Genomic DNA, 16,609 nt, shown 5'->3' with positions numbered 1-16,609 from the left:
AAAGCGCCCGCGCCGAAGGCGCAAGTCTCGAGGCCTGAACGGCGGGACCGAGGGGGCCTCGACCCCGCGCGCCGAAGGCGCGCCAAAAAACACAGCACTACGGCACGTAGCGCCGCAACCGTCTCGCCGCGAACTCGCGGAAGTACGACACCTTGTCGTCGGGGACGATGGACGGGAGCAGGAAGTACCAGGCCCGTTCCATGCGCGACGCCATCTGGTCGACCGTTTCCGTGCCGACCGCCACGATGTGGATTCCCGTGGTGAGCCCGTACAGCAGCAGGCCGACGGTCTCCGGGTCGAGGTCGGGGAGCAGGTCGCCCTGGGTGATCGCCCGTTCGGCGAGGATACGGTAGGTCTCGCCCCAGGTCTTGGCGATATTGTCGCCGTTGGCGCCGCGGTAGTCGCCGATCTGGTGGGTCAGTTTGAGCATGGCGCCGACCATCGGATCGTTCATCGACAGGTCGGCCACCACATAGGTGATGCCGATGGCGGCCTCGAGGGCGGGGACCCGGGAGTCGAAGAATCCTTTGCAGGACGCGATGAGGCGTTCGTTGCCCTGGTCGACCACGGCCCGCGCCAGTTCCTCTTTGGACCCGAAGTGAAAATACAGGGCGCCTTTGGTCACGTTGGACTGCGCGATGATCTCGCTGAGGCTCGCATTGGCGTAACCCAAGCGCAGAAAGACATCGGCAGCGCCCGCGAGAACGGAATCGCGAGTGATCTCCGCGCGCGCTTGCCTAGCCATCAGCTCCGCCTGTCATCCCAATAACCAGCCATCCTGAAGTAGACCGACATTGTCGAAGTAGACCGACTTACCGCCCGAACAGCACCCAAAGGATGGGTGAACCGTACCATCCGTGTTCGCTACGTCTCTCGATTCACCGGCCCGTCCGAGTTCGCCGGTAGTTCATCGACGGTTGCCCGAACTGCGCTGCCCGCCCGGGGAGTTCGCCGGCGGCTGCCCGGGCACGGCGGGCCATTCCGAGCTGAGCTGCGGGTCGGCCTCCAGATGGCTCAAACCGTTCCAGCACAGATTGACCAGATGGGCCGCGACAACTTCTTTGGACGGGCTGCGCACATCCAGCCACCAGGTGGCGGTGGTGGCCACCATCCCGACCAATGCCTGCGCGTACAGGCCGGCCAGGCTGACATCGAATCCCCGGCGTTCGAAATCACCGCCGAGCAGATGCGCCACCTGGTTCACCGCTTCGTTGAGCAGACTCGAGTAGCGGCCGTCGGTGGAGGACACCGGCTGATCACGGACCAGGATGCGGAACCCGTCGGTGCGCTGTTCGATATAGGTGAGCAGGGCCAGCGCCACCTGTTCGAGCCGCACTCGCGACCTGTTGTTGGTGAGCGAGGAGGTGATCATGTCCAGCAGCATCGACATCTCCCGGTCGACCACGACCGCGTAGAGCCCCTCTTTACCGCCGAAATGTTCGTAGACGACCGGTTTGGATACCAGCGCGCGTTGCGCGATCTCCTCGATGGATGTGGCGTCGTAGCCGCGCTCGGCGAACAGGGAGCGGCCGATTTCGATCAACTGCTGGCGCCGCTGGGTGCCCGTCATCCGCTGCCTGCCCACCGGGACCTGCTCGGCGGTCTCTGCGGCGTCACCGGCGGCCCGCAACTCCTCGGTTGTTCTCGGTTCTCCCGACGCCACGTTCCCGCCTCCCTGGTTATCGGGGCCGCGGGTGCCGGAGCCGGACCTGCGACCAGAACCATCGAGATCAACTGTCCCAGACCCGTGGCAGCCCGAGTCACCCGGGCGGCGCCGGGGCCGCTGGCGTGTCGTCACCACCACGGTTCGACGTATCCCGGGGTGGCATGCGAGTATCGTTCCCGTGCCGGGGCACAGCGGCGGGTTTCGGGTACCTGCCGGTGTGACAGTCCGCCGTAGTGTAATGGCAGCACCTCTGATTTTGGTTCAGATAGTTCAGGTTCGAGTCCTGGCGGCGGAGCAGCTCGCGTGCACGATGACCATCGTCGGCCCGAGGGAGATACATGCAGGAACAGACCGCCGTCATCGTGCTAGCCGCAGGTGCCGGTACGAGAATGCGGTCGAAGACGCCCAAGGTGCTGCACCCGCTCGCCGGGCGCAGCATGCTGGCGCACGCGCTGTACGCCGCCCACGCCATCGACCCGCACCATCTGGTGACGGTGGTGGGGCACGACCGCGAGCAGGTCGGGGCGGCGGCGGCCGCGGTGGCCACCGAGCTCGCCCGGGAAATCGTGCCGGTGGTGCAGGAGCGGCAGCTCGGTACCGGCCACGCCGTCCAGGTGGGGCTCACCGGGCTGCCCGCCGACTTCTCCGGCGATGTCATCGTCACGTCCGGGGATGTCCCGCTGCTGGACGGGCACACCCTCGCCGCGCTGCTCGACGAGCACCGCAGCTATGCCGAGCGCCCTGCTGTCACGGTCCTCACCTTCGTCCCCGACGACCCCAACGGCTACGGCCGGATCGTGCGCGACGCCGACGGCGAGGTCGCCGAGATCGTCGAACACGCCGACGCGACTCCGGAGCAGGCCGCGATCCGCGAGGTCAATTCCGGCGTGTACGCCTTCGACGCCGCGGTGCTGCGCACCATGCTGGGCCGGCTGTCCACCGCCAACGCCCAGCACGAGCTGTATCTGACCGATGTCCTGAGACTCGCCCGCGAGGCCGGCTATCCCGTGCAGGGCGCCCGGCTGGTCGATTCGGCCAAGGTCACCGGCGTCAACGACCGCGTACAGCTGGCCGCCGCGGCCCATACGCTCAACCGCTACATCCTGGAGCGCCATATGCGCGCCGGGGTCACCATCATGGATCCCGCCACCACCTGGATCGATACCGATGTCCGGATCGGCCGCGACACCGTGGTGCGCCCGGGGGTGCAGCTGCTGGGCACCACGGTGATCGGCGAGGACGCCGAGATCGGCCCGGACTCCACCCTCACCAATACGGTGGTCGGCGACGGCGCCCGGGTGATCCGCACCCACGGCGACGCCGCGACGATCGCCGCGCGGGCGACGGTCGGGCCGTTCAGTTACCTGCGTCCGGGCACGGTGCTGGGCGAGTCCGGCAAGATCGGCGCCTTCGTGGAGACCAAGAACGTCGAGATCGGCCGGCACACCAAGGTCCCGCACCTGACCTATATCGGGGACGCCACCATCGGCGAGCACAGCAACATCGGAGCATCCAGTGTGTTCGTGAACTACGACGGGGTGCGCAAGCACCGCACCGTCGTGGGATCCCACGTGCGTACCGGCAGCGATACGATGTTCATCGCCCCGGTGACCGTGGGTGACGGCGCCTATACGGGGGCAGGTACTGTACTGCGGGAAGACGTTCCACCGGGCGCGTTGGCAGTGTCCGGCGGGGCGCAGCGCAATATCGAGAACTGGGTGCAGCGGAAACGACCGGGAACCGCTGCAGCAGAGGCGGCGGCGAAAGCTCTCGCGGCCGAAGAGACACCAGGTCGGGCAACAAAGCTTAAGGATGGCAACCAGCAGTGACCGCGTCATGGATCGACAACCAGAAGAACCTGATGCTCTTCGCCGGACGGTCGCACCCCGAACTAGCCGAGCAGGTGGCCAAGGAACTCGATGTTCACGTCACCCCGCAGACCGCGCGTGATTTCGCGAACGGGGAGATCTTCGTCCGGTTCGAGGAGTCGGTCCGCGGTTCCGACGCATTCGTCCTGCAGAGTTTCCCGGCGCCGCTGAACCAGTGGCTGATGGAACAGTTGATCATGATCGACGCGCTCAAGCGCGGTTCGGCCAAGCGGATCACCGCCATCCTGCCGTTCTACCCCTACGCCCGCCAGGACAAGAAGCACCGCGGCCGCGAGCCCATCTCGGCCCGCCTGGTCGCCGATCTGCTCAAGACCGCCGGCGCCGACCGCATCGTCACCGTCGATCTGCACACCGACCAGATCCAGGGTTTCTTCGACGGCCCGGTCGACCATATGCACGCGCAGTTGCAGCTCGCCGAGTACGTGCGCACCAACTACAGCCTCGACAACATCACCGTGGTCTCCCCCGACTCCGGCCGTGTCCGGGTGGCGGAGAAGTGGGCGGATTCGCTGGACGGCGCCCCCCTGGCATTCATCCACAAGACCCGTGACCCGCTGGTCCCCAACCAGGTGAAGTCGAACCGGGTGGTCGGCTCCGTCGAGGGCCGCACCTGCATCCTCATCGACGACATGATCGACACCGGTGGCACCATCGCCGGCGCGGTGAACGTCCTGCGTGAGGCCGGCGCCGGCGATGTTGTCATCGCGGCCACCCACGGTGTGCTGAGCGCTCCGGCCGCCGAACGGCTCGCGTCCTGCGGTGCCCGGGAGGTCGTGGTGACCAACACCCTGCCGATCACCGAGGACAAGAAGTTCCCGCAGCTCACCGTGCTGTCCATCGCGCCGCTGCTGGCCCGCACCATCCGTGAGGTGTTCGAGAACGGTTCGGTCACCGGACTGTTCAACGGCAACGCCTGATCCTTTCCCACGAACGGCCCCGGACCCACGGTCCGGGGCCGTTCGGCGTTCCGGCGAGGAATCGACACCGCTGGTCACGGTCCCGCCGAGCGGCCCCGCGGCGGCGCATACTGGTTGGTATGGATCGCGAACCACGAGAGCCCGATATGGGCGACGACGACCAGGAGGACGAGGTCCGCGCCTACGCACGCTATATCGAGGACCCGCCCGCCGACCTGCGCATTCGCAACCGGGAGGGCGACGACGACGGCCGTCTCGGCATAGCGGACGAGCTGCGCCAGGAACCGGACCGGCGCGACCGCGCCGACGACGACAACCGGCCCGCCGAGGCCGCCGCCATCCACATCGAGGAAGAACCCGAATAGGGGACGAATCCGGCAGCTGATGCTGCGCCCGCACCGCGGTACCGGCCTACGAGCCCTCGACGATACGAACGAGGAGACGTGATGAGCACACCGCAGGACCCGCGCGACTCCGGCGACAGCCCGGAGTACAACAGCACAGACCGGCCGGAACCCGATTCCGGCGCGACCGGCGGGCCTGCGACGGACCGCCCAGGGGAAACACCGGACGCGCCGTACATCACCCCCGGTGCCCCGCAACCACCCGACGAGACGCAGACCCCGGGTAACACCCCGGAACCCCCGCCGAGTGACACGGCGCCCGGCACCCCGCAGCCGCCGGAGGCCGGCGACCCGTACTCCGCGCACGATCCACCCACCGAGTACCTGCCGAAACTGCTCGGCCGCGGCTCCCGGCCCGCGGCCGGGCCGGAACAGTCCGCGCCGGGCTGGGGTGAAGGCGCCGAAGCCTTCGAGCAGGGACGGCAACCCGGAGCCCAGGAGCAGCGTCCGCCCGGTGGTGAGGTGCCCCCGCAGGCGTGGTCACCCCGCCCCGAGGAGCAGTCCCCCGGGCAGGCCTGGCAGCAGCAGTCGCCCGGCGGGTACCCGGGCCCTGGACAGCCGCCGGGCGGGTCGCCCTATCCGCCACCGGGCGGCGGGCAGTATCCACCGCAGGGCGGGTACGGCGGACAGTACGGCAGCGGGGCGGAGTACGGCGGGCAACTGGGAGGCGGATACGGCGGTCCGGGCGGCCGGAGTCCGCAGGAACAATCCGGGTGGGGTGCCCAAGAGCAATCCGGGTGGGGCGCGCAGGAGCAATCCGGGTGGAGTTCGGGAGAACAGTCCGGTTGGGGTCGGCAGGAGCAGGCCGGTTGGGATCCGCAGGGACAGGCCGGCTGGAGCGGCGCTCCAGGCCGGCCCGGCGGCGCACCGGGCGGGGCCCCCGGCGGCTATCCCGCCTATCCCGAACAGCAGCCGTACCAGCCCTACGGCACCCCCGAGCAGCCACCGCGTTCGGGACCGCAGGTCCTGTCCATCATCGGCTTCGTCTGCGCGGCGGTCTCGCTGCTGTTCTGCCCGATCGTATTCGGCGCCGCCGGGATCGTGCTCGGCGTGATCGGGCACATCCGCGGCGAGCCCCTGGGCAAGTGGGCGGCCGTCGCGGCCGCGATATGTCTCGTGGTGGGCGTGGTGATCGGGTTGCTCCTCACCGGGACCGAGATCGTGCCCAACGAATCGTCCGGCTGACCGGGCGGTCACCACGCGCGAACCGACCCGCCGGACACTGCGCGCGCCGGCCGCTGGTGCGCGCCTTCACAGTATCCCGTTGTTCCTCCGCCGCCCGGCGGCTCGCCTCCGGGCTTCCCGATATGCCGGGAGACGGGCGGTCCCGCCGCACCGCGTTGCCCCTGGCCGTCGGCGCCGCGGCGCCGACAGCGGGACCGGCGGTACGAGCGGTGTCACGAGTTCCGCACCTGGGCCGGTGCCGGGCGCCGTCGCGGCCCGTTGTGGTCGCACTCGCGCCCACGTACCCCGCCTCACCGCGGGGCGGTTATCGTCTGGCTCATGCCCGAGGAACGAGGCGCCGGTCGGATCGCGGCGACAGGGGCGGCCGCGCCGCCGTGGTGCGGATAGATGTCACAGCGGGAACTGGTCGTACTGGGCACCGCGAGCCAGGTGCCGACGACGCAGCGCAACCACAACGGATACGCGCTGCGCTGGGGTGGCGAGGTCGTCCTGTTCGATCCCGGTGAGGGCACCCAGCGGCAGATGATCCGTGCCGGGATCTCCGCGACCGATCTGACCCGGATCGCGATCACCCACTTCCACGGCGACCACAGTCTGGGCCTGGCCGGGGTGGTGCAGCGGATCAACCTGGACCGGGTCCCGCATCCGATCGACACCTACTTCCCGGCCTCGGGCCGGCGGTTCTTCGACAACCTCTGTGACGCGACCGCCTACCACCGGACGGTCGAACTCCGGCAGCGGCCGATCACCGCGCCGGGCGCGCTCGCGGCGCCCGGCGCGCCCTTCGAGATCACCGCCGCCCGACTCGACCACCCGGTGGAGACATTCGGTTACCGGCTCACCGAACCCGATTACCGGACCATCCGGCCGGAGGCGCTGGCCGAACTCGGCCTGCACGGCCCGATGGTGGGTCGCCTGCAACGCGAGGGAGAGATCGACTGGCAGGGCCGGACGGTGACCCTCGACGAGGTGAGCACTCTGCGGCGCGGTCAGAGTTTCGCGTTCGTCATGGACACCCGGCTCTGTCCGGGCGCGCGGGAACTCGCCGCGGGAGTGGACATGCTGGTGATCGAAGCGACCTTCGTCGAGGCCGACGCCCGGCTGGCCGCCGAACACGGCCATCTCACTGCCGGCCAAGCCGCCCGGATCGCCGCCGAGGCCGGGGCGCGAACCCTGGTCCTGACCCATTTCTCGCAGCGCTATCCCGGTCTCGATCAGCATCTGGCCGAGGCGCGGCGAGCGTTCGCCGGCGAGATAGTCGTGGCCGCGGATCTGGACCGTATCCCGTTCCCCTCGCGCCGCTGAGCGCTCCGGTCACGCCGGGGCGACCGGCTCGATGCGGGTCCCCTCCCGCACGCCGATCGACATGATGTCGGACGGGCGGTCGAGTTCGAGTCGGTGCCAGCGGTTGCGCGGGACGACGAACGCCGTCCCCGCGGTCAGCCGCACTTCGGTTTCGGCGCCGCCGGGATGCTCCGGACGCAGGTAGAGCCGCAGCGAACCGGACAGACAGCACACCGCCTCTTCCGAACCGGGGTGGAGTTCCCAGTGATCGGCGTGGACATCGGTGTCGGTCTCGACGTGGAAGGCGGCGAGGTGCCAGCCGTCGGCACCGTCGCTCATCCGCCGTTCGCCGGCTCGTACCCGGCCGTCGGGATGGAAACTCAGCGCGCGAGCGAACATATCGATGGAGGTGGTCATGGTCGATTCCTTTCGTGGAGGGTTCGTGGGAGAGGTTGTGGGACAGGGGTCGGCGGCGCCCGCAACCGGCCCGGTAAACCGGCCCGTCACGCCGGTACCCGGCCGTGTGTTCCGGAAGGGCGGGTCGGTCTGCCGTCCCCGCCGGACGCCACGCGGCGGGGCAGCACCACAGCCGCCACCGCTGCCGCCAGGACGAAGACCGCGGCGGAGAACACCAGCGCCAGCGCGTAACCGCTGTTGAACGCGACGGGATCGGTGGCCGTGCCGGTTCGGCTCGCCGCCACGGTCGCCAGTACCGCGACTCCCACGCATCCGCCGAGCTGACGAGAACTGTTTCGGCGAAGGTGGTGGTGAGGACGGCCGGCGCGGCCGGGACCAGCGCCGCGGCGGCACAGCCCTGTACGGCGCGCGCGGTCACGAGGTGCCACGGCTGCTGGGCCAGCCCACCGGCCAGCGAGGCGATCCCGAAGACCACGAGCCCGGCGACGAGCAGCCGCCGCCGGCCGAACAGATCGCCCGCCGCCCCGCCGAGCAGCAGAAACCCTCCGAAGGTCAGTGCGTAGATGTGCACCACCGAGGCCAGGTCCAGCGGAGCGAAGCCGAGGTCGGCGCGGATGGACGGCAGCGCGACGTTCATCACCGCCATATCGAGCGCGACCATGAATTGAGCCGTCGCCACGGCCGCTAGGGCGAAGTAGGGTCGCCCGCAAACCCTGCCGCACCTCGCCGAACTCGGCCCGCGCTGGGTCGAGCTCACGGCCGAGGACACCTACCTGCTCGGACTCCGGGCCCTGATCACCGGCCTGGTCGGGCCGGGACCGGACAACTAGGCCGGTCCGCCCACGCCGACGGCTTCGCGCGCGGACGAGCCGAGATCGAACCTTTCGCGATTGGCCTGCACCTCGTCCATATTGGCCTCCGCCCACCTCTTGATACCGCGCATGATCTCGTGCAGCGAGAGCCCGAGTTCGGTCAGTTCGTAGGTGACTGTGACCGGTACGGTCGGCGTGACCGTGCGGGTGACCAGACCGTCTCGTTCCAGGGTGCGCAGCGTCTGGGTGAGCATCTTCTGGCTGACCCCGGCCAGCCGGCGGGCCAGCTCGGAGTAGCGCAACGGCCCGGGCTCGCCGTCGCATTCCATGCCGGGATGCGGCCCGCCGCTCCCCAGCGCGGACAGCACGAGCGCCACCCATTTCCCGGAGATCCGTTCCAGCAGTTGCCGGCTGGGACAGCCCGCGAAGAACGCGTCGTAGTCGACCTTGCGCAGCGCCCGCTGCTGGGCCGCCGTCGTCGTGGCCATTGCCCACTCCTTCCTACCCGGCGGTGGGATACGCACTTTCAGGTGCCTACTTCCCGTTGGAGAGTTACCACACCATTGTGGAGGCATGGCACAGAAATCACCACAGGAGGCCACCGTGTCCAGCACTTTCCGCAGCGCGATCGTCCGTACCCCGGGCGGACCCGATTCCATCGAGATCATCGACGTACCCGTCACCGAGCCCGCCCCGGGGCAGGTACGGGTCGCGATTGCCGCCGCCACCGTCAACCCGGTCGACCTCGCGCTCACCGCGGGAGTTTTCCACGACCTCGGCCTGATCACCCGGTCGGCCTACACCGGGATCGGCACGGATTTCGCCGGCACCGTCACCGCGGCCGGACCCGGCGTCGAACTACCGGTCGGCACCCGCGTCGCGGGTCTGATCGATGGATTCGACCGCGATTTCGGCACCTATGCCGAACAGGTGATCGTCGCGGTGAGCGATATCGCCCGCGTCCCCGACGAGCTCGAGCTGGCCACCGCGGCGACCGTCCCGCTCAACAGTCTCACCGCGGCCCAGCTGGTGGATCTGCTCGGGTCCGGCGACGGTCGTGACCTCCTGGTCACGGGTGCCGCGGGCGCCGTCGGCAGCTATACGATCCGGTTCGCGCAGGAGCGCGGCTGGCGGGTCACCGGGTTGGCTCGCGCCACCGACGAAGGATTCGTCCGCGGTCTCGGGGCCGGTTTCACCGCCGCGGCCACACCCGGCTGGGACGCGGTGGCCGACGCCGCCACACTTCAGGAGGCGGGTGTGTCGCTGGTCCGCGACGGCGGCCTGTTCGTCGGTGTGCGGCCGGGCGCCGAACCACCGGCCGAACGCGGTATCACCGTCCGCGCCGTCGCGGTACAGCCCGACGGCGAACGCCTGGCCGGTTTCCTCACCGATACCGCGAGCGGCCGGCTCCCCGCCCGGGTACACGCGGTCCTGCCACTCGACCGAGCCGCCGACGCCCACCGGGAACTCGCCCGGGGCGGGGTACGCGGGAAATACGTCCTGCGACCCTGAATCGTCTCGATCCGGGCACGGGGACGGTAGAGGGCGGCGCAGGAGGCCCCCGGACCCATCGGGGACACCGGCGGCACAGCCGGGTAGCCGCACCACCGGTGGTCCGATCACGGCCGCCACAGCACATCGGACCCTGCGTCGGGATGGATTCGATCGCCTCTGGAAAAGGCGGAATCCATACCCGATGCGATCGTATACCCGAACAAAATCTCCTGCGGCGCAATGTGAACGGCACCAATGATCCGCATTCCGGAGTTCCGCTTCTCGAGCACGGCTAGGAAACCGCTCTTGTAGTGGCGGAATACCGCGAAGGTGTACTACTCCGGACAATTCGGTGGGTCGGCGATTTCTCGATTGCGACACGATCCGGACGGCTCGGGGCCGTCAAGCCGTGAAGGTGGCGAAGGCCGACCACAGCACCGGGGAATCCTCGACGGCGCCGATCGCACGCCAGGCACGCAACCGGCCGCGTTGCCATTCGGCGAGCTCCGCCACCGGATCGGTCGCCTCGTGGGCCGTATCGACCGCGCATACGACCTCCTGTAGTGGAGTCGCGTCCGCCGCCGCACCCCAGCGTTGGAAGGCGAGGTCGGTGGGTAGCGGCCAGCGGGTGGCGGTGACGAGTTCGGCGCCCCCGGTGATCATGGCCGCGACAAGGCCCAGCGCTTCGGTGAACCGCAGATCGCCGCCACTCTCACAGGCGATGAGCGCGACCCGGCTCGGCACCGGCCACAATTCCTGGCCCGATACGGGTTCGGCGGCCAGCGTATGGGTGCCGAGCAGCAGATCCTTGGCCGAGAGCGGCCGATGCGTGCGCTGTGGTTCGGCGAATCCGGCCGTATCGGCGGTGCAGGCCAGATGCAGTTCGGTGTTCTCGCTCTGGCCGGATTCCGGCGGCGCCGCGGTGACGTGGCCGACATAGAGCAGACGGGCCGCGCCGGCGCGCAGGGCGCGGGAGAGCCAGCCGCGGTCGAGATCGGTGCGGCGGAAGATCTCGGCGGGCGCGGCGACCTCCGGGCGGAGGCGGCCGGAATCGATATGGTCGGCGATGCGGCGGGTGAGTGGAGTCGGGTGGATCATCCGGCCCAGGACCGATCCGAGTTCGGAATCGGCGCGGAAGCCGGGTATTCGCGGATCGAGTACGGCGACCACCGGCAGATCCCGGGTTTCGGCCCAGGAGCGCGCGATACGCGTGGGCCCGTGCACGACACCGGCGGGTGCGAGCAGCCCGATATCGGCGAGATCGATCAACCGCAGCTCCGGCGCCGGGGCCAGGATCTCCCACGGGACCTGGGCGACCCGGGGCGAGGGCTGTAGCCGGATGAGCGGCCGGACACCCTGCCGGTGCAGCGTATGCAACTGTCCGGCCAGGTCAGAGGGCAACAGGGCGCGGGAGAGGTCGCGGGCCAGCAGGTATTCGGTATCGGGCGCCGCGAAGGCGGCCGTGGTCAGCGTGCGTTCCAGACCGCCGGGCGCAGTCGGATCCGGGAGCGCGGTCGCCAGCTCCCGGACCACCGCGTCGATATCGGCGCCGGGCAGCGCCGTCACACCGGGCGCGGCGTCGTATCCGATCCAGCGCCAGGATGTGTACACGTCGCCGGCGTCGGCCATCCGCACCACCACAGTGGGCTGCTCGTTCAGCACAATTCCCCCGTACTCCCGACGCCGCTCATACCGGAATCACCCGGTCCTCCCGGACGCGCTGCCCGTAACGCTGTTCGGCGGCCGTGATGTAGTCCCCGAGCGCGATCCGCGCCTCGGGCCCCACGGCCAGCCGGGCCGGCGGCGCCACCGGGAGGCCGGCCGCCGCCGCGACCCGCGCCAGGGCGGCGCCCAGATGCAAGGGGCCGGAACCTGGTTCGTCGCCGGTCGCCGGAACGGGACCGTCCAGCGGGAACTGCGGGTGTTCCGCTCGTTCGCCGGGAGTCGCGTCCAGAGTGGTGCCCGCGCACTGTGTGTCGATGAGGTCGGTGAGCAGCTGCCCGTCTCCGCAGAGGTAGGCGAACCGGAAGGCCAGCCGGACGGCCGGGTCGGCGATCTCCCGGTTCCACCGATCGCGCTGACCGCCGCTCGGCAATGTGTAGCGCACCGCGTCGATGGCGATCGCGGCGGGCACCGCGAGGGCGCGGCCCAGCGCCAGCAGTTCAGGGGGCGGGGCGTCCATATCGTCGACCACCATCTGCACCAGCACCGCGTGCCAGTAGTCGAGTTGCGCGCACTCCAGGCCGAGACCGCGTTCGGCGTAGACGGTGAACGCGGCGTCGAGCAACCGCTGTCCTTCCCCGACCAGCCCGCGCGCGTAGGCCACCGTGGCGAGCCGGCCCTGCACGGCCGCGGCGTCGAGTACCGCCCCGGAGTCCTGGAAACACTCGAGGCCGCGCCGATACCATTCCTCGGCCCGGTCGGCCTCCCCGCGGCATTCGGCGAGGAACCCGCGCAGCTTCCACCCGACCCCGGCCCGATACCCGAGTCCGGCCCGCTCGTAGTAGTCCTGGCTGGCCACCACCAGTTCCTCCGCCTCGTCGAGCCGGACGAGCCTGCTGAAGAACTGGGCCAGGTTCTGCTGTGTGTCGGCGACGGCGTTACGGTCCCCGGCCGCGGTGAACGCCGCCAGCGCCTGCTGCGCGAAATCCACCCCGAGCTCCCGGTGACCGGTTTCGAAGTACGCCCCGGCCAGATTCATCAGCGGGTGGCCGGTGAGATGCGGCGCGTAACGCAGTGCCGCGTCGAGAGCTTCGGTGGCGGTTTCGATGACCCGATTCCACTCGCTGCGATGGGTGGCGACGGCGCTGAGCGAGAGCAGGCACGATACCCGCAACACACCGAGATCCGTGGCGTCGGCGAGCAGATCCCGCGCCTGCTCCAGTACAGCCTGGGCTTCATCGAGCATGCCGAGATGCTGGAGGGCCTGCGAATAGTTGATCAGGGTGGAGGCTCGCTTCTCGCGGGCGTCCACCGGAACCCGTTCCAGCGCCGCGCGATACCGGTCCGCCGCGCCGTGGTGATCGCCGAGTTCGTCGTACATGCTCGCGGCATTGATCAGCGCACTGGTACGGACCCCGTCGGTGGTGGTCGCCACCGCGTGCTCGAAGATCCGCAGCGCCTCGGCGATATCGCCGCGCTGGTAGGCGGCCGCGCCCTCGTACAGCAGTTCCAGGCCGGGCGGTTCGTCCGCGCTCATCTCAGAAATCCGAATCCGTTTCGGCGGCCGCGATCTCGGCCCGCAGGGGTGTGATGTCGGCGAGCGCGCCGACCGGTCGTCCGTCGTCGGCCGCCGGGCCGGACCCCGCGCGTCGCAGCCGGGCGTGCGCTAGTTCTCTGATCCGCTCGCGCTGCCGCGCATCCACCGCGGGGTCACTCGGCCCGGGCGCCGGCGCGGCGGAACCGGACGAGCCGCCGGCTGCCGGTGCCGCCGGGCCGACCCCCGGCACGAAGATCTCCACTCCCGAGACGGTGTCGTCCGTCCCGGCGACCGCGGCCGTCCAATCGTCCCCGGCCGGGACCAGCGCGGCGACGTGGTCGCCCGCCGGGGTGCGGACCAGCGCGTGCGGGCGCAGATAGGCGGGCGGTTCGACGCGCGGACCCGGAGCGGCGGCGACCCTGATCCGCAGCGAATTGGCACCCGCGGTCCGCACGAGCTCCCACGAGACCGCGCGTTCGGAGGCGTCGATCACGCCGGGCGGGCAGTACCGCCAGTCCCAGCCCGCGGTTCCTCGTTCGAGGACCAGCGCCGCGGGTGTCGCGCCCCGGCCGCCGGCGGCCAGCGCGTAGTCCGCGGCGCGCCCGGATTCCGCGACACCGTGGCGGTCCGCCGCCTCGGTGGTCGCCACGGGTTCGGCCGCGGCATCGGCGCCGTCGACCACGTTCTCGCAGAATTCGCTCAGTTCCGCGATCTCGCGCTCGAGTTCGGCCGTGTCGAGCGCCGGGATACCGTCCACCGTCGAGGCGGGCCACCAGCGGGCCGCCCAGTGCGCGTAAGCGAGCCTGTGCGCCGCGGCCGCCAGGTCGGGCCGCTCCGGACGGACCGGCAGTTCGACGGGCTCGGTGTACTCGTCGGCCGCCACCGCGATCTCGGCGCCGTAGAGCGCCCACAACCATTCCTGGGCGGTGTCCAGATCGTGCAGGGTCGCCGCCGGAACCGGCCGGCCCGCCAGCACACTCCAGCTCAGGTGACCGCCACCGACCTCCAGCACAGCGGTGTCCAGACCCGGGCCGGAATCGATCGGGGTCGGCGCACCGGGTGGCGCGATGCTCCACAGCCCCGGTCCGATTCGCTGGATACGCACACTGTCGACCATCAGACCGCCCTCGGTTCGGCCGTATCCGGCTCCCGCGCCGCCTGCGCGCTCAGGGCTTTCCGGACGCGGGTGCGGTGGTCGAGCACCACCGAGCGCGCCACCCCGTCGAGCAGATCCCACAGCTCGTCGGGCTCGGTGACCGGCAGTTCCCGGACATCACGGCCGTGCAACCGCACCCACAGCCGCCGCAGGTACGGACGCCACGGGGTGCGCAGCTCGGCGGCGATGGCGGCGAGCGGATTGCCGTCCCCGGGCACCGGATGGACCGCCAGCCGGCGGGCCTGCAGCACATAGGCTTCGCGCTGCCAGCGACCGTTCACCAGCCGGTGCGCGGCCGACCCGCCGGTCTCCGCGCGGGCACCGCGAGTGTCCGGCGGCGCGATCGGCGCCAGGCCGAGCGCCAGCTCGACCCCGGCGGCCGCGGTGACGCGCAACGATTCACCGAGCAGTGCCCACGGTGCGCAACTGCGGGCGACCTCCGTGGTGACCAGGTCCGGGATCGGCGGCAGGTCGGCGCGTTCGGTGGACACCTGGAGCACGGTGAACACCCGTTCGTGCACGGTGCGATCGAACGGCGATCCCAGCGTGGCGGTGGACGCCGAATCCCCCACCTCCGGGCGGCGCGGCACCGGATGGATGGTCAGGCCGAGTTCGTGTGCTCGGTACCGCGCGAGATCGGCGGCCGTGTCCCGGGTTCGCGCGAACCACAACTCGATCCCGGTATGGGTGCCCGCGCTCGCGGCGGCCAACCGGTCGAGCAGGCGCCGGCCGGCGCGGGTATCGGTGCCGGTGCGGGAGGCGGCCGCGCAGTCCAGCAGCGCCCGCAGCCCGGCGGTGTGCGCCACCGGCACCGCGGGCGGCGGCGGGCGGCGACGCCACGCCGTGCTGAGCAGATCGTCGAGGAGGGCGGCCCGGGCGGGATCGGTCAGATGATCTCGCAGCGCCTGGGTGGTGCGCCCGGCCGCGAAACCGTGGATCTCGCGCAGCACCGCCTCGGCCCGCACCCGGTCCCGGTTCGGGTCGGGATGGCCTCGGGTGGTGGCCAACTCGAAACAGCGCTGGAAATAGAGATCCTGCGCGGTGCCCTCGGTGATCCGCAACCGGCGGCGCACCTGTTTGAGCAGCGTGAACCAGGCCGCGGTCGCGCGCAACGCGTCGGCGTGCGCGTAGACGCGGGCGGCGAGCAGGGTCGCGCCGTCGGCCGTGAGCACCGCGCCCCCGCAGCTCGGATACTGCACCGGCCGGATGACCAGCGGGTCGAGTATCGATTTCACGGTCCGGCGCAGCGGCCCGCCCTGGGGGCCGCTCAACGCCTCGACACCCTCGAGACCGCGCCACACCTCATCGAGCACCATGGCCCGCGGTCGTCGCATGCGCCCAGGTTATCGGAGTTTCGCCGCGGTGTCGGTGCCGAAAGTTGGGATCGGTAGGCGCGCACCGGTTCCTACTTTTCTCGTAACGGCCACACACACCGGGCCGGAACACCGAGAGAACAGGACCCACCATGAGCACCACGATCTTCCGCCTCGGCGCCGTCGCCCTCGCCGCCTCCGCCACCCTGCTGCTGTCCGCCTGCGGTGACGACGCGAGCACCACCGCCGCACCGGCGGGCCCGGGTTCGTCCGCCCCGGCCCCCGCGGGCGGCGAATCGGCCGCGCTGGTCGACGGAAAAGCGCTGGCGGGCGATTTCGAGACCACCTGCGCGAAGCAGGGCAACACCCTGGCCCTGGCACTGACCGACAACAACAACGCCCAGTACGGGCAGCTGAGCGTGAGCGCCGGCATCGTCGACGACAAGACCGTGCAGGCGGTGGCCATCGCCGGCAGTCAGGGCGGCTCCTCCGGGATGCCCTACGCGGTCGGCTACGGCAACGGCCAGCCCGGCGGCTCCGCCCAGGTGACCAAGGACGGTGACACCTTCACCGTGACCGGCGAGGGCGTCAGCGCCCCCGATATGGCGAACCCGCTGGCCGGGCCCGCCACCGCGGCCTTCGAGATCACCTTCGCCTGCTCGACCGTCGTCGGCGGCTGACCGGCCCGGACATCCGGCTCCCCGTCGCCCCGCATCTCGGCCCCGCGGCCGGACGTCCGGGGCGACGAGGTGGCCGGGTATCCGGACCACCACAACCCTCAGGAGTCTCAATGAAGTTGTCAAGCCGTGAGCGCGACCGGCGGAGCGGGGGTGAATACCCGATCGTCGCGAAGCAACGCCCACAACACCGAGA

The 16,609-nt window shown here is 70.5% G+C and carries 16 protein-coding genes, 1 tRNA gene and 1 pseudogene; 8 read left to right on the top strand and 10 right to left on the bottom strand.

Annotated elements, in window-relative coordinates:
* Positions 1-97 precede the first annotated feature (97 nt).
* Both ABZV91_RS29760 and ABZV91_RS29755 read right to left on the bottom strand, forming a co-directional pair.
* Complete coding sequence (locus ABZV91_RS29760) at positions 98-745, bottom strand: TetR/AcrR family transcriptional regulator (protein ID WP_355248807.1); 648 nt, start codon at positions 743-745, stop codon at positions 98-100.
* Between the two features lie 162 nt (positions 746-907).
* Positions 908-1,570, bottom strand: coding sequence for a TetR/AcrR family transcriptional regulator (locus ABZV91_RS29755; protein ID WP_355248818.1), 663 nt, complete (start codon positions 1,568-1,570; stop codon positions 908-910).
* A 320-nt stretch (positions 1,571-1,890) separates the two neighbouring features.
* Here ABZV91_RS29755 and ABZV91_RS29750 point away from each other — a divergent pair.
* From ABZV91_RS29750 to ABZV91_RS29725, 6 genes are all read left to right on the top strand, one after another.
* A tRNA-Gln gene (locus ABZV91_RS29750) sits at positions 1,891-1,961 on the top strand.
* Positions 1,962-2,004: 43 nt separating this feature from the next.
* Complete coding sequence (gene glmU / locus ABZV91_RS29745; RefSeq protein ID WP_355248805.1) at positions 2,005-3,495, top strand: bifunctional UDP-N-acetylglucosamine diphosphorylase/glucosamine-1-phosphate N-acetyltransferase GlmU; 1,491 nt, start codon at positions 2,005-2,007, stop codon at positions 3,493-3,495.
* Entirely contained in the window at positions 3,492-4,472 is a 981-nt protein-coding gene (locus ABZV91_RS29740) for a ribose-phosphate diphosphokinase (protein WP_030522272.1), read from the top strand. The genes glmU and ABZV91_RS29740 overlap by 4 nt, the downstream gene beginning before the upstream one ends.
* 119 nt (positions 4,473-4,591) lie before the next feature.
* Positions 4,592-4,837 carry a hypothetical protein gene (locus ABZV91_RS29735; protein WP_355248802.1) on the top strand — a complete coding sequence of 82 codons (246 nt, stop codon included), beginning with the start codon at positions 4,592-4,594 and terminating at the stop codon, positions 4,835-4,837.
* Between the two features lie 81 nt (positions 4,838-4,918).
* Complete coding sequence (locus ABZV91_RS29730; protein WP_355248799.1) at positions 4,919-6,061, top strand: hypothetical protein; 1,143 nt, start codon at positions 4,919-4,921, stop codon at positions 6,059-6,061.
* Positions 6,062-6,448: 387 nt separating this feature from the next.
* Complete coding sequence (locus ABZV91_RS29725) at positions 6,449-7,366, top strand: ribonuclease Z (RefSeq protein ID WP_355248796.1); 918 nt, start codon at positions 6,449-6,451, stop codon at positions 7,364-7,366.
* Positions 7,367-7,375: 9 nt separating this feature from the next.
* Here ABZV91_RS29725 and ABZV91_RS29720 read toward each other — a convergent pair whose 3' ends face one another.
* The 4 genes and pseudogenes from ABZV91_RS29720 to ABZV91_RS29705 all read right to left on the bottom strand — a co-directional run bounded on the left by ABZV91_RS29720 (position 7,376) and on the right by ABZV91_RS29705 (position 9,062).
* Complete coding sequence (locus ABZV91_RS29720; RefSeq protein ID WP_355248793.1) at positions 7,376-7,762, bottom strand: cupin domain-containing protein; 387 nt, start codon at positions 7,760-7,762, stop codon at positions 7,376-7,378.
* Between the two features lie 86 nt (positions 7,763-7,848).
* Positions 7,849-8,070 carry a hypothetical protein gene (locus ABZV91_RS29715; protein WP_355248790.1) on the bottom strand — a complete coding sequence of 74 codons (222 nt, stop codon included), beginning with the start codon at positions 8,068-8,070 and terminating at the stop codon, positions 7,849-7,851.
* 86 nt (positions 8,071-8,156) lie between these two features.
* Positions 8,157-8,399, bottom strand: a pseudogene (locus ABZV91_RS29710) (MFS transporter); the annotation flags it as partial.
* 189 nt (positions 8,400-8,588) lie between these two features.
* Complete coding sequence (locus tag ABZV91_RS29705; RefSeq protein WP_355248787.1) at positions 8,589-9,062, bottom strand: helix-turn-helix domain-containing protein; 474 nt, start codon at positions 9,060-9,062, stop codon at positions 8,589-8,591.
* A gap of 115 nt (positions 9,063-9,177) precedes the next feature.
* Here ABZV91_RS29705 and ABZV91_RS29700 point away from each other — a divergent pair, with 115 nt between their 5' ends.
* On the top strand, positions 9,178-10,086 hold the full coding sequence (locus ABZV91_RS29700) for an NADP-dependent oxidoreductase (RefSeq protein ID WP_355248816.1): 909 nt from the start codon (positions 9,178-9,180) through the stop codon (positions 10,084-10,086).
* Between the two features lie 384 nt (positions 10,087-10,470).
* Here ABZV91_RS29700 and ABZV91_RS29695 read toward each other — a convergent pair whose 3' ends face one another.
* From ABZV91_RS29695 to ABZV91_RS29680, 4 genes are read right to left on the bottom strand one after another with little or no spacing between them, the layout of a single operon-like run.
* Positions 10,471-11,697: a CHAT domain-containing protein gene (locus ABZV91_RS29695; RefSeq protein ID WP_355248813.1), complete on the bottom strand. Its 1,227-nt coding sequence runs from the start codon at positions 11,695-11,697 to the stop codon at positions 10,471-10,473.
* Positions 11,698-11,755: 58 nt separating this feature from the next.
* Positions 11,756-13,267 carry a hypothetical protein gene (locus tag ABZV91_RS29690; RefSeq protein WP_355248784.1) on the bottom strand — a complete coding sequence of 504 codons (1,512 nt, stop codon included), beginning with the start codon at positions 13,265-13,267 and terminating at the stop codon, positions 11,756-11,758.
* Between the two features lies 1 nt (position 13,268).
* A complete protein-coding gene (locus ABZV91_RS29685) occupies positions 13,269-14,372 on the bottom strand; it encodes a hypothetical protein (protein ID WP_355248781.1) in 1,104 nt (367 codons plus the stop codon).
* Between the two features lie 11 nt (positions 14,373-14,383).
* Complete coding sequence (locus ABZV91_RS29680; RefSeq protein WP_355248810.1) at positions 14,384-15,739, bottom strand: hypothetical protein; 1,356 nt, start codon at positions 15,737-15,739, stop codon at positions 14,384-14,386.
* A gap of 149 nt (positions 15,740-15,888) precedes the next feature.
* Between ABZV91_RS29680 and ABZV91_RS29675 the strand changes: the two genes are divergently transcribed.
* Entirely contained in the window at positions 15,889-16,416 is a 528-nt protein-coding gene (locus tag ABZV91_RS29675; RefSeq protein WP_355248778.1) for a lipoprotein LpqH, read from the top strand.
* The last annotated feature ends 193 nt before the right edge of the window (positions 16,417-16,609 follow it).

Source organism: Nocardia sp. NPDC004568, from assembly GCF_040609955.1.
Lineage (GTDB): Bacteria > Actinomycetota > Actinomycetes > Mycobacteriales > Mycobacteriaceae > Nocardia.
This window is presented reverse-complemented; position numbering and strand designations above follow the sequence as displayed.